The following is a 12,574-nucleotide window of genomic DNA, read 5'->3' on the forward strand; positions in this document are numbered from 1 at the left end:
ACTCTTAAGCCAGGCCGCGTTGGCCCGGCGACTGAAACCTGTTGGGAGTTTCACATGGCAAACGCCTCCAGCACTTACAGGAAGGCTCTTGAAGGTCATCAGCAACCGAAAAAGGTTCTGGTGAAGGTCGATCGAGTCACCAAGAAGTTCGACGAAACCACTGCGGTGGACGATGTGTCCCTGGAGATCCATCAGGGCGAAATCTTCGCCCTGCTCGGCGGCTCCGGCTCGGGCAAATCGACCCTGCTGCGCATGCTCGCCGGTTTCGAACGGCCGACTGAAGGACGCATTCTGCTCGACGGTGTCGACATCACCGACATGCCGCCATACGAGCGGCCGATCAACATGATGTTCCAGTCCTACGCCCTGTTCCCGCACATGACAGTTGCGCAGAACATCGCCTTCGGCCTCAAGCAGGACCGTTTGCCGGCCAGTGAAATCGACGCCCGCGTCGAAGAGATGCTGCGCCTCGTCCACATGACCCAATACGCCAAGCGCCGCCCGCATCAACTGTCCGGAGGTCAGCGTCAGCGCGTGGCCCTCGCCCGCTCCCTGGCCAAGCGTCCGAAGCTGTTGCTGCTCGACGAACCGATGGGCGCGCTGGATAAAAAGCTGCGTTCGCAGATGCAGCTGGAACTGGTTGAGATCATCGAACGTGTCGGCGTGACCTGCGTGATGGTGACCCACGACCAGGAAGAGGCCATGACCATGGCCGAGCGCATCGCGATCATGCACCTGGGCTGGATCGCCCAGATCGGCAGCCCGGTCGATATCTATGAAGCGCCGGTCAGTCGCATGGTCTGCGAATTCATCGGCAACGTGAACGCCTTCGACGGCACCGTGGTCGAGGACCTTGAAGGTCACGCGATCATTCACAGCCCGGACTTGCAGCAAAAGATCTACGTCGGCCATGGCGTCAGCACTTCGGTGCAGGACAAGTCGATCACCTACGCGATCCGCCCGGAAAAAATGCTCGTCAGCACGATCAAGCCGGAGACCCGCTACAACTGGTCCGAAGGCAAGGTGCATGACATCGCCTACCTCGGCGGCCACTCGGTGTTCTACGTCGAATTGCCGAGCGGCAAGATCGTCCAGTCGTTCATGGCCAACGCCGAACGCCGTGGCGCGCGGCCGACCTGGGACGACAAGGTCTACGTCTGGTGGGAAGACGACAGCGGCGTGGTACTGCGCTCATGAGAACCTTCAATCAGCAATTCCTGCGCCTGGTGCCCAGCGGGCGAAAGTTCGTCATCGGCATCCCGTTCATCTGGCTGTTCCTGTTCTTCATGCTGCCGTTCTTTTTGGTGATGAAGATCAGCTTCTCGGAAGCCGCGCTGTCGATCCCGCCGTACTCGGAGATCTACACCTACGCCGAACAGAAATTCCAGCTATTCCTGAACATCGGCAACTACACCATGCTCGGCGAAGACGAGCTGTACCTGTCGGCCTACCTCGGTTCGCTGAAGGTCGCGGCGCTGAGCACAATGATGTGCCTGGTGATCGGTTTCCCGATGGCCTACGCGATCACTAAGGCCAGCAAGGAAGCGCAAAACGTCCTGCTGCTGTTGATCATGATGCCGACCTGGACCGCGATCCTGATCCGCGTTTACGCGTGGATGGGTATCCTCAGCAACAACGGTCTGCTCAACGCATTTTTGATGTGGACCGGGCTCACCGATCACCCGATCGAGATCCTCAACACCAACACGGCGGTGTATATCGGCGTGGTCTATGCGTATCTGCCCTTCATGGTGCTGCCGCTCTACGCCAACCTGGTGAAGCACGACGGCAGCCTGCTGGAAGCCGCGCAGGATCTGGGGTCGAGCAACTTCAACAACTTCTGGAAAATCACCGTGCCGCTGGCCAAGAACGGCATCATCGCCGGCTGCATGCTGGTTTTCATTCCGGTGGTGGGCGAGTTCGTGATTCCGGAACTGCTGGGCGGCCCGGAGACCCTGATGATCGGTCGCGTGCTGTGGCAAGAGTTCTTCAATAACCGCGACTGGCCGGTGGCGTCCGCGCTGGCGGTGGTGATGCTGTTGATCCTGATTGTGCCGATTCTGCTGTTCAACCGCAGCCAGGCCAAAGAGATGGAGGCACGGGGATGAAACGCTTCGGTTTTGCAAAGTTCATGTTGATCTTCGGCCTGACGTTCATTTATCTGCCGATGCTGATTCTGGTGATCTACTCGTTCAACGCCTCCAAACTGGTGACGGTTTGGGGCGGCTGGTCGGTGAAGTGGTACGCCGGTTTACTCGACAACACCCAACTGATGGGCTCGGTGGTGCGCTCGCTGGAAATCGCCTGCTACACCGCGATTGCTGCAGTCGCGTTGGGCACCCTCGCCGCGTTCGTGCTGACCCGCGTGACACGCTTCAAGGGTCGCACGCTGTTCGGTGGCCTGGTGACCGCGCCGCTGGTGATGCCTGAGGTGATTACCGGTCTGTCGCTGTTGCTGCTGTTCGTGGCCATGGCGCAACTGATCGGTTGGCCGCAAGAGCGTGGCATCGTCACGATCTGGATCGCCCACACCACGTTTTGTGCCGCTTATGTGGCGGTGGTAGTCTCCGCCCGCCTGCGTGAGCTGGACCTGTCGATCGAAGAAGCGGCGATGGATCTGGGCGCTAAACCGTTCAAGGTGTTTTTTCTGATCACCATCCCGATGATCGCGCCGTCGCTGGCGGCGGGCGGCATGATGTCGTTCGCCCTGTCGCTGGACGACCTGGTGCTGGCGAGCTTCGTGTCGGGCCCGGGTTCGACGACCCTGCCGATGGAAGTGTTCTCGGCCGTGCGTCTGGGTGTGAAGCCCGAGATCAACGCCGTGGCCAGCCTGATTCTGCTGGCGGTGTCGCTGGTGACCTTCCTGGTCTGGTACTTCGGCCGCAAGGCAGAAGCCAACCGCAAGCGTGCGATTCAGGAAGCGATGGATCAGACCGCCAACGAATCGTGGCAGCAACCGCAACCTCAACGAGTGGCAGCGACGGCCTAGGGCCGTCGCGTTTTACGGCTTTGCGCTTTTGCTTAAAAGCTTTTGAATAAAAAGAATGGAGTTTCACCGATGAAAATGTTTGGCAGGACTCTGCTGACACTGTCCTTATTGGGCGCAATCGCCACGGGCGCCCAGGCCAACGACAAGGTGCTGCGCGTTTACAACTGGTCGGATTACATCGCCCCGGACACCGTCAAGAAGTTCGAGGACGAGACCGGCATCCGCGTGACCTACGACGTGTTCGACAGCAATGAAACCCTCGAGGCACGTCTGCTCGCGGGTAAATCCGGCTACGACATCGTGGTGCCGTCCAACAGTTTCCTGGCCAAGCAGATCAAGGCCGGGGTTTACCAGACCCTGGACAAATCGAAGCTGCCAAACTGGAAAAACCTCAACCCGGTGCTGCTGAAAAACGCCTCCGCCAGTGATCCGGACAACGCGCACGCGTTCCCGTACATGTGGGGCTCGATCGGCATCGGCTTCAACCCGGACAAGGTCAAGGAAGTGCTCGGCAAGAATGCGCCGACCAATTCCTGGGACCTGCTGTTCAAACCGGAGAACGCCGAGAAGCTGAAGGCCTGCGGCATCAGCTTCCTCGACTCGCCGACCGAAATGCTCCCGGCCGCCCTGCACTACCTGGGCTACCCGGTGAACGACAAGGACGTGAAGCACATCGCCGAAGCCGAAGCGCTGTTCATGAAGATCCGGCCATCGGTGGCGTATTTCCATTCGTCCAAGTACATCTCCGATCTGGCCAACGGCAACATCTGCGTAGCGGTCGGCTACTCGGGTGACGTGTTGCAGGCCAAGGCTCGCGCTGTCGAATCGGGCAACAAGGTCGAGATCGACTACAGCATTCCCAAGGAAGGCGCCGGCAGTTTCTATGACATGGTCGCGATCCCGCGCGATGCCGCCAACGTCGAGAACGCCTACCTGTTCATGAACTTCCTGATGCGCCCGGACATCATCGCCGAAGTCACCAACAGCATCGGCTACAGCAACGCCAACGAAGCCGCGACGCCGCTGGTGGACGAAGCGATCCGCAACGACCCGGGCTCGTACCCGCCGCAAGCGGTGATGGCGACGCTGTATGCAGTGCCGGATCAACCGATTGCTACCCAGCGGATAATGACCCGGGGCTGGACCCGCGTGAAACTCGGCAAATAACTGGATAAACCTGTGGGAGCGAGCTTGCTCGCGAAGGGGGTATATCAGTGAACATATCCTTTACTGAAAGACCGATTTCGCGAGCAAGCTCGCTCCCACAAGGTCAGCATGCCCCACCGAAATTCATGTTTTCCGTTCATGCAGCGCCTTACCACCGCTGCCCCCTGCTCTGAACGGCCTCACCTGGCTTTCCTCGGTTCAGGTGAATTCAGGCGCCCTCGGGCGCCTTTTTTTGTGGGTTCAGATCAGAGGCCATTCGGCCAGCGAGCGGTAACGGCCCTTGTGGGACTCGAACAGCGCAAAGCGCTCGGCACGCAGAAAGAACTCCGGCGGCGTGGCAGATTCCGGTTCCGGCGCGCGATAGTCCCGGGCCAGTGTCAGGTGCGGACGGTACTCGCGCGTCGCCTCTTCAAACCCGAACGGCAACATCGCCTGCTCCAGCGCATACACCAGCCGCAGCAATCCTTGCGGCGCCTGCTCCGGCGCCAGCGACAACACCCCGGCACGCCGCCAGACCTGCAAGCGATCCAGTGAAATCCTCAGCGCCTCACCCGGTGTGCGCACTTTTGCCGCCGCCTCGCAGACTTCGCCGATTTGCGCCAACGGCACCGCACCGAGAAACAGCAACGTCAGATGAAAGTTGTCCGCCGGCACCGGTTTACCGGTACGCAAACCCAGCTCGCTGCGCCACTGGGCAATCGCCTTGCGCTGCGCCGGCGGGCAGTCCAGGGCGAAGAACAGCCGCTTGAACGGTTGATCCCCGCGCGTTTCGTCCGTCATGGCCACGCTCCTTCGTTCGTCGAGATCCCTGGATTCTACACGCCCGTTTCTGGCGACTCTCGGCATGGGGTTTATAGTTCAACGATTGCCATCAACCGGAGGACGTCATGCGCGAGATCCTCAGCAAAGAACCCTGGTGGGCCCGACCGCCGAATCCCGGACAGGATGAGAGCGAACTTGAGTGGGGCTGGCTGGTGCATTACAGCGAAGGTGAGCCGCGTTTCGAATTCGTCCGCGAGCGGCCGACGGACGAGCAGATCCGCAACCGCAAAGGCTGCCGGATCACCCCGTCGGCGGAGTAAACACAAAACCTGTGGGAGCCAGCCTGCTGGCGATAGCGGTAAATCAGTCCTTACAGACTTTTCCGCTACAGCCGTCATCGCCAGCAGGCTGGCTCCCACATGGGATTTGCGTTGAATTCATGACTCGAGAATGTCCTTGAAGCCACCGTAAATCATCCGCATCCCATCGAACGGCATCGGATTGACGTCCGGCTGCATGCGCGGGTCTTCCATCATTTTCCCCATACCGGCGTCACGGGTGGCCTTGTCCGGCCAGACCAGCCAGCCCGCCGATACGGTTTCGCCTTCCTTGAGCTTCACCGCCATCGGGAAAGAGGTGACCTTGCCGTCCGGCACGTCATCGCCCCAGCCCTGAATCACCTCCAGAGCGCCGTACTCCTTGAACAGCTTCGCAGCGATTTCACAGTGTTTCTTGTACTGTTCGCGGTTGGCATTCGGCACGGGCGCCACGAAAACATCGATGTAAGCCATGGTTGTTCTCCTGCGGGTTTAGGGGTCGATCTGTTGAGTAGTCGATTCGGGCGGCTGCCATTCGACACGGTTGACGCCCAGACCGACCGACGGTTCGTCACCCCCACCGAGATTGCCCTCGACTTGTCCCGCAATATGCAGCGTGCCTGCCATCACACCGGTCGTCGGGTTTTGCACCAGCTTCAGCCAGGCCTTATCAAAGGTGTTGCCCAGGCTGCTGCGAATCAAGGCTTCGCTGTCAGGACGGTCATTGGCCTGGATGATTGCGCGGATTCCCGCCACACCGACTGAAATCAACGCCCCGGCCAGTTTGCCTGCCGCAGCCGCCACTGCGCTGGCGGCGCCGCGCGGGGCCATTTCAGCCTCCATGCGCTGGCTGGCGCGCTTGGCCACCGGGGCCATTGCCGACTCAGTCGAAGCCACGCCTTTCGAGCCGCCATCGGCATGAATCTTCTCGATCAGCGCCGCGTAGGCCGGCAGCGTGTTCAACGGTTCAGTGCTGACGATCTGGTACAGCGAAGCGTCCCGGGCCGGCGGCGGGCCAAGGGCGATAGCGGGGATTTTCTGCAACCGCCCGTTGAGCTGGGCGATGGGCACGCCGTGGCGCTGAGCGATGACTGGCATCTGTTGCGCCATCAGTTGCGCGTAGAACGCGGTGGACTGACCAAGGATCGCGTCCGGGTCGATCTCCACCGCTACCGGCGCCAGCACCCGCTCCTGATATTGCTCCAGCAGATAGTCCGCCAGGCGTTTGGCCGAGGCGTCCTGTTCGCCGCTGGCACTGATCGTGTACCAGCTGACCTTCATCGACAGCCATTCCTGGGTCCAGTAACTGCTGAACCACGGGATGAAATTTTCTTCAGTTTGCTCATAGACCCGAATGCGCCAATGTTCCATCGAGCCACGGGCGAACAGCTTGACCTGCTCGGTGGCCTGCTTCGAGGCGCTGACGATTTCCCGGTCGATCTGCTGCCAGGTGGCCGGCGAAACCACCACCGTCGGCGCGCTCACCGGGGCCCGCGCCGTGGTGGCGCAGCCGGCCAGCAACACCAGTGCGGCGACGAGCAGCGCACGCAGGTTCACGGTGACGGTGTCCTTGAATGACCAGATGTGCGGGTGATGACTTGAGTATAGGTGCCGCCAGCGAGCCGTTTGTCCGGTTGTATCCGCGCCCATCAACGCCGTCGATATTCACCATTGCGACGATTGCCTTCCGCATGCCGCCCCGCAAAGGCACGATTAACCCATCCGAAACAAACACCACGAGGAGTTCACATCATGATCAGTACCGTCACCCTCGCCGTGAGTTTCCCGGTGTTCGGCAACAACTACTACGACCAGCACGCCGTGTCGCGCAAGACGCAAGCGCTGGTGTTCAACCACGAATTCGAAGATCTGCTGATGCCTGCCGCCAGCAATCATTTCAGCAATGAAGTGGTCGGCCTCAACGATCAGTTCCGTTTTCTGAGCGACATTCTCGCCACCCATTTGCTGGACATCGAGGCCTCCGTGCCTGCGCGATCCAGCGTCCGGGCGAGCGCTCATTTTTAATGCCCGAGGGCGTTCCCGTCGGGGAACGCCCTCTTCGTTTCAGTCAGTCATCATCCCGGTCGCGGTGATAACGACGACGGTCGTAATCGCGGTCGTCCCAGCGTCGGTCATGATCGTAGTAACGGCCATGATCGCGGTCGTAATGCCGGCCATGGCGATGGTCATCGTCGAAGTCCGCCACACAGCCACCCAGCAACACGGCGGCGGAAACAGTCAGCAGCAAGGTTGTTGCACGCATCATTCAGAATTTCCCTAAAACCAAGGTTTTGACTACGGAAACGGTCAGCAGGCCCGCACCACACAGGCGCAGGTCGCGCAGCCGCAGATACGACCGGGGAAACAGACGATGATTCATTGCGTGGGCAGCCGTTCGTCCTGACTCATGAGCCGCGTGCATGAGCCCTTGCCGAAAATCCGTTAAAACCTTTTCCGCTTCCCGGCAGTCACTCCTAGGACCAGACCGGCAAACATGTCGGCAACCGCCCTGAATGAGAGGAGTCGCCGCAATGGATCCCCGTGAGCCGAAACCGATTTCCCGACGTACCTTCCTGATCCTCGGCGCGGTAACCGCCACCGCGTTCGCCTTGCCGCCGTTCATCGACCTGCGCGCCTATGCCGCCAATCTTGAGCAACCACCCAAGGCCAACGTATCGATTCGCATCAATGGCAGGCCGCAAGCCTTGCAGATCGACACCCGCACCACTTTGCTCGATGCCCTGCGCGAACATCTGCATCTGACCGGCAGCAAAAAAGGCTGCGACCACGGCCAGTGCGGCGCCTGCACAGTGATCGTCGACGGTCGGCGAATCAACGCCTGCCTGACCCTCGCGGTGATGCATGAAGGTGCCGAGGTCACCACCATTGAAGGCCTTGGCATGCCGGACAATCTGCATCCGATGCAGGCAGCGTTCATCAAGCATGACGGTTACCAGTGCGGCTATTGCACGCCGGGGCAAATCTGCTCGGCGGTGGCCGTGCTGGAAGAAATCCGCGCCGGCATTCCCAGCCACGTCAGCCCCGTTCTGACCGATCATCCTCAATTGATCGCGCGGGAAATCCAGGAACGCATGAGCGGCAATATCTGTCGCTGCGGGGCCTACTCGAACATCATCGAAGCGATCAGCGAAGTTGCGGAGGTGCCGGCATGAGACCGTTCAACTACAGCCGTGCCGACTCCCCCGCTGCTGCCGCCACACAGGCCGCACAAATTGAAGGTGCGAAGTTCATTGCCGGCGGCACCAACTTGCTCGACCTGATGAAGCTCGACATTGAAACACCGTTGCACCTGATCGATGTCAATCACCTGGGTCTCGATCAGATCGAAGCCACCCCTGAGGGTGGCTTGCGCATCGGCGCGCTGGTGCGCAATACCGACCTGGCGGCCGATGCCCGAGTGCGCAAGGACTACGCACTGCTTGCCCGCGCCCTGCTGGCCGGGGCTTCCGGCCAGTTGCGCAACATGGCCACGACCGCCGGCAATTTGCTGCAACGGACCCGCTGCCCGTATTTCTACGACACCGCCCAAGCCTGCAACAAACGCAACCCCGGCAGCGGTTGCGCAGCGATCGGCGGGGTTACACGGCAACTGGGCATCATCGGCGTCAGCGAAGCCTGCATTGCCACACATCCAAGCGACATGGCGACTGCCATGCGGGCGCTGGACGCGCAGATCGAAACGGTCAGACCCGATGGCAGCAACCGCACCCTCGATATTGCCGATTTCCATCAGCTACCCGGCACCACCCCGAACATCGAAACCAGCCTGACGTCCGGCGAGATGATCACGGCGGTGACATTGCCGGCTCCCCTCGGCGGCACCCACGTTTATCACAAGGTACGCGATCGTTCGTCCTACGCTTTTGCGCTGGTGTCGGTCGGCCTGATTCTGCAAAAGGACGGTAGCGGCCGGATCGCCGTAGGTGGCATCGCCCCGAAGCCGTGGAGGGTCGAAGCGGCGGAAGCGTTGCTGGCGCAAGGCGCCAAAGCCGTCAGCGCGAAACTGCTGGAAGGTGCGACGCCCACCGATGACAACCGGTTCAAAATGACGCTGGTCGAGCGCACGCTCGCCTCTGTGCTGGCGCAAGCGAGGGACGAAGCATGAAATTCGACACGCCCGCCACCACCAATCCGATCGACCAGTTGAAGGTGATCGGCAAAGCCACTGACCGCATCGAAGGCCCACTGAAAACCAGCGGTCAGGCACCCTACGCCTACGAACAGCATGAAGCGGTGGCCAACCAGGCTTATGGCGTCATGGTCGGATCGGCCATCGCCAAGGGTCGTATCACTGGCATTGATCTCGACGCAGCCAAAGCCGCGCCGGGCGTGCTGTCTATCGTCACGGCGACCAACGCCGGCAAGCTCGGCAAGGGCAAATACAACGCTGCCCACCTGCTGGCCGGCCCCGAAGTGCAGCATTATCACCAGGCCGTGGCGCTGGTGGTGGCCGAAACTTTTGAGCAGGCCCGCGCCGCCGCGCAGCTGGTCAAGGTCAATTACCAGACTGCCGAAGGCCAGTTCGATCTGGCCCGCGTGCGCGATCAAGGGGTCGAGCCCAAGGACGAATTGCCGGACGTCACTCACGGTGACTTTGCCGCCGCCTTTGCGGCAGCCCCGGTGCAGTTCGACCAGACCTACTCCACGCCGGATCAGTCCCACGCCATGATGGAACCGCACGCAACGCTGGCTACTTGGAATGGCGATCAGGTGACGTTGTGGACTTCGAACCAGATGATCGCCTGGAGCGTCGGTGACATCGCAGAGACCCTCGGTTTACCCAAGGAAAAGGTCCGGTTGATCTCGCCTTACATCGGCGGCGGATTTGGCGGCAAGCTGTTCATCCGCGCCGATGCGATTCTCGCGGCGCTCGGTTCGCGCCTGGCCGGGCGGCCCGTGAAAGTCGCGCTGGCCCGTCCGCAGGTCGCCAACAACACCACCCACCGCCCCGCCACCCTTCAACGGATTCGCATGGGTGCCACGGCCGACGGCAAACTCACCGCCATCGCCCACGAAGGCTGGTCGGGCAATCTGGCCGAAGGCAAGGTCGAGGTCGCGGCGCAACCGAGCCAGTTGTTGTACGCCGCGGAAAATCGCCTGGTGAGCATGCGCCTCGCGCCGCTGGACCTGCCGGAAGGCAACGCGATGCGCGCACCCGGTGAAACCCCGGGGCTGATGGTGCTTGAAATCGCCATGGACGAAATGGCCGAAAAGCTAAAACTCGATCCGATCCAGTTCCGCATCCTCAACGACACCCAGGTCGATCCGGTGAAAACCGAGCGACCGTTCTCGCAACGACGGCTGATCGAATGCCTGCAAACCGGCGCCGAACGCTTTGGCTGGGACAAGCGCGCTGTGCAGCCCGGCACGCGGCGAGAAGGTCGCTGGCTGATCGGTATGGGCGTTGCGGCAGCCATTCGCAATAACCTGCTGGTGAAATCCGGCGCACGGGTGCGACTGGAGCGCGACGGCAAGATCACCGTTGAAACCGACATGACCGACATCGGCACCGGCAGCTACACCATCATCGCCCAGACTGCTGCAGAAATGATGGGCGTGAACCTCGACCATGTGACGGTTCATCTGGGCGATTCGAATTTCCCGGTGTCATCCGGCTCCGGCGGCCAGTTCGGTGCCAACTGTTCGACAGCCGGGGTCTACGCCGCCTGCATGAAACTGCGCGAAAGCGTTGCAGCGAAACTCGGCATGACCGCAGGTGACGTGAGTTTCGCCGATGGACAGGTCACGGCCGCCGGAAAAACCCTGCCGCTGCGCAACGCTACGCGGGACGGCGCCCTGACTGCCGAGGACAGCATCGAATTCGCCGATCTCGCCAAGCAATACCAGCAATCGACGTTTGGCGCGCATTTCGTCGAAGTCGCGGTGGACGCTGCCACCGGCGAAGTCCGCGTGCGGCGGATGCTCGCGGTGTGCGCCGCCGGGCGCATTCTCAATCCGAAGTCCGCGCGCAGCCAGGTGATCGGGGCGATGACCATGGGCGTCGGCGCGGCGCTGATGGAAGAGTTGTCGGTGGACAAACGACTGGGCTTCTTCGTCAATCACGATCTGGCCGGTTACGAGGTGCCGGTGCATGCCGACATCCCCCATCAAGAGGTGATTTTCCTTGATGAGACCGACCCGGTTTCATCGCCGATGAAAGCCAAGGGCGTGGGCGAACTGGGCATCTGCGGCGTGAGTGCAGCGGTGGCCAATGCAATCTACAACGCCACCGGGGCCAGGGTGCGGGAGTATCCGATTACCCTGGACAAGATTCTGGATGCGTTGCCTGAGATGATCTGAAATCGGTAGCGCACTAGCATGGGGTGCTGGTGCGCGACTCACACGGGAACATGACTAACCCACCAATGCAATCAACTGCTGCCGCTGCGCATCGGTCAACATCAGGCCGAACCCGGCGCCGGCGTTATCGGCCATATACACAGGGTTACTGGTACCGGGGATCACACAGATCACCGCCGGATGCGCCAGCAGGAATTTCAGCGCCAGTTGCGGCCAGCTCTTCGCCCCCACTTGCGCCGCCCAACCCGGCAGCGGCTTGCCTTTGAGTCGCGCAAGCAAGTTGCCGCCGCCGAACGGCCGGTTGCAGATCACCGCCACCCCGCGCTCGCGGCATAACGGCAGGATGCGTTTCTCGACACCGCGATCGTCCAGGGCGTAATTGATTTGCAGAAAATCCAGCTTCTCGGCCTTGAGCACGGCCTCGACTTCGTCATAGGCTGACGGCGTGTAGTGGGTGATGCCGATGTAGCGGATACGGCCCTGCTCTTTCCAGTCGCGCAGGGTCGGCAGATGGGTTTGCCAGTCGAGCAGGTTGTGGATCTGCATCAGGTCGATGCGCTCGGTGCGCAGCAGGCTGAAGGACTGCTCCATCTGCGCGATGCCCTCCTCGCGGCCCCGGGTCCAGACTTTGGTCGCCAGAAACGCCGGCGAGCGTGGTTCGTGGATCGAGAGCAATTCGCCAGTGGTTTCTTCGGCGCGACCGTACATGGGCGAGCTGTCGATCACCGTTCCGCCCTTTTTGAACAGCTCGGCGAGCACCGCCGGCAATTGTTTGTAAACCGGATCGCCGGGCGCGACGTCGAAACCGCGATAAGTGCCCAACCCCACCAGCGGCAGTGGCTCGGAGCTCGAAGGGATGGCGCGGGTCTGCATGGTCTGGGCTCCTGTGGCGTAAGGCGACGTAATGGCGGCCAGCGCCCGGTCAAAGGTGAAAACCGCTGACACCCCGGCGGCCAGCGTCAACAACCGGCGGCGGGAATATTCCTCAGTGTGGTTCATGCTGGCGCCCTTGCCGTGT

General features: G+C 61.3%; 14 protein-coding genes. 9 read left to right on the forward strand and 5 right to left on the reverse strand.

Annotated features, from left to right (window positions below; all coding sequences use genetic code 11):
* The first annotated feature begins 54 nt into the window (after positions 1 to 54).
* The 4 genes from potA (at position 55) to N8H71_RS12820 (ending at position 4,156) form a co-directional block, all read left to right on the forward strand.
* Positions 55 to 1,197 carry a polyamine ABC transporter ATP-binding protein gene (gene potA, locus N8H71_RS12805; protein ID WP_007957110.1) on the forward strand — a complete coding sequence of 381 codons (1,143 nt, stop codon included), beginning with the start codon at positions 55 to 57 and terminating at the stop codon, positions 1,195 to 1,197.
* Positions 1,194 to 2,108, forward strand: coding sequence for an ABC transporter permease subunit (locus tag N8H71_RS12810; RefSeq protein WP_230737168.1), 915 nt, complete (start codon positions 1,194 to 1,196; stop codon positions 2,106 to 2,108). Before potA ends, N8H71_RS12810 begins: the two co-directional genes overlap by 4 nt.
* Entirely contained in the window at positions 2,105 to 2,989 is an 885-nt protein-coding gene (locus N8H71_RS12815) for an ABC transporter permease subunit (RefSeq protein ID WP_262194263.1), read from the forward strand. The genes N8H71_RS12810 and N8H71_RS12815 overlap by 4 nt, the downstream gene beginning before the upstream one ends.
* A 69-nt stretch (positions 2,990 to 3,058) precedes the next feature.
* A complete protein-coding gene (locus N8H71_RS12820) occupies positions 3,059 to 4,156 on the forward strand; it encodes a polyamine ABC transporter substrate-binding protein (RefSeq protein ID WP_039770922.1) in 1,098 nt (365 codons plus the stop codon).
* A gap of 240 nt (positions 4,157 to 4,396) precedes the next feature.
* On the opposite strand, the gene thpR is transcribed toward N8H71_RS12820, so the two are convergent.
* Positions 4,397 to 4,936, reverse strand: coding sequence for an RNA 2',3'-cyclic phosphodiesterase (gene thpR / locus N8H71_RS12825; RefSeq protein WP_262194264.1), 540 nt, complete (start codon positions 4,934 to 4,936; stop codon positions 4,397 to 4,399).
* A 107-nt stretch (positions 4,937 to 5,043) separates the two neighbouring features.
* Between thpR and N8H71_RS12830 the strand changes: the two genes are divergently transcribed.
* Entirely contained in the window at positions 5,044 to 5,238 is a 195-nt protein-coding gene (locus N8H71_RS12830; protein WP_007957125.1) for a hypothetical protein, read from the forward strand.
* 117 nt (positions 5,239 to 5,355) lie between these two features.
* Here N8H71_RS12830 and N8H71_RS12835 read toward each other — a convergent pair whose 3' ends face one another.
* Positions 5,356 to 5,709: a DUF1428 domain-containing protein gene (locus tag N8H71_RS12835; protein WP_262194265.1), complete on the reverse strand. Its 354-nt coding sequence runs from the start codon at positions 5,707 to 5,709 to the stop codon at positions 5,356 to 5,358.
* A gap of 18 nt (positions 5,710 to 5,727) precedes the next feature.
* Positions 5,728 to 6,792, reverse strand: coding sequence for a hypothetical protein (locus N8H71_RS12840; RefSeq protein ID WP_262194266.1), 1,065 nt, complete (start codon positions 6,790 to 6,792; stop codon positions 5,728 to 5,730).
* A gap of 195 nt (positions 6,793 to 6,987) precedes the next feature.
* On the opposite strand from N8H71_RS12840, the gene N8H71_RS12845 reads away from it, so the two are divergent.
* The gene (locus N8H71_RS12845; RefSeq protein WP_262194267.1) at positions 6,988 to 7,260 is read left to right on the forward strand and encodes a hypothetical protein; all 273 of its coding nucleotides are present in this window, start codon (positions 6,988 to 6,990) and stop codon (positions 7,258 to 7,260) included.
* A gap of 43 nt (positions 7,261 to 7,303) precedes the next feature.
* Here N8H71_RS12845 and N8H71_RS12850 read toward each other — a convergent pair whose 3' ends face one another.
* Positions 7,304 to 7,501 carry a hypothetical protein gene (locus N8H71_RS12850; protein WP_262194268.1) on the reverse strand — a complete coding sequence of 66 codons (198 nt, stop codon included), beginning with the start codon at positions 7,499 to 7,501 and terminating at the stop codon, positions 7,304 to 7,306.
* Between the two features lie 265 nt (positions 7,502 to 7,766).
* Here N8H71_RS12850 and paoA point away from each other — a divergent pair, with 265 nt between their 5' ends.
* Genes paoA through paoC form a run of 3 tightly spaced genes read left to right on the forward strand, consistent with a single transcriptional unit; the run spans position 7,767 to position 11,556 of the window.
* Positions 7,767 to 8,408, forward strand: a complete 642-nt coding sequence (paoA, locus tag N8H71_RS12855; RefSeq protein ID WP_262194270.1) for an aldehyde dehydrogenase iron-sulfur subunit PaoA — start codon at positions 7,767 to 7,769, stop codon at positions 8,406 to 8,408.
* On the forward strand, positions 8,405 to 9,361 hold the full coding sequence (locus N8H71_RS12860; protein ID WP_262194271.1) for an FAD binding domain-containing protein: 957 nt from the start codon (positions 8,405 to 8,407) through the stop codon (positions 9,359 to 9,361). Before paoA ends, N8H71_RS12860 begins: the two co-directional genes overlap by 4 nt.
* Positions 9,358 to 11,556, forward strand: coding sequence for an aldehyde oxidoreductase molybdenum-binding subunit PaoC (paoC, locus tag N8H71_RS12865; RefSeq protein ID WP_262194272.1), 2,199 nt, complete (start codon positions 9,358 to 9,360; stop codon positions 11,554 to 11,556). Before N8H71_RS12860 ends, paoC begins: the two co-directional genes overlap by 4 nt.
* Before the next feature lie 54 nt (positions 11,557 to 11,610).
* Here the strand turns inward: paoC and N8H71_RS12870 are convergent, their stop codons facing one another.
* Positions 11,611 to 12,555, reverse strand: a complete 945-nt coding sequence (locus N8H71_RS12870) for an aldo/keto reductase (RefSeq protein WP_262194273.1) — start codon at positions 12,553 to 12,555, stop codon at positions 11,611 to 11,613.
* Between the last annotated feature and the right edge of the window lie 19 nt (positions 12,556 to 12,574).

It is taken from the genome of Pseudomonas koreensis, assembly GCF_025447595.1.
GTDB lineage: Bacteria > Pseudomonadota > Gammaproteobacteria > Pseudomonadales > Pseudomonadaceae > Aquipseudomonas > Aquipseudomonas koreensis_H.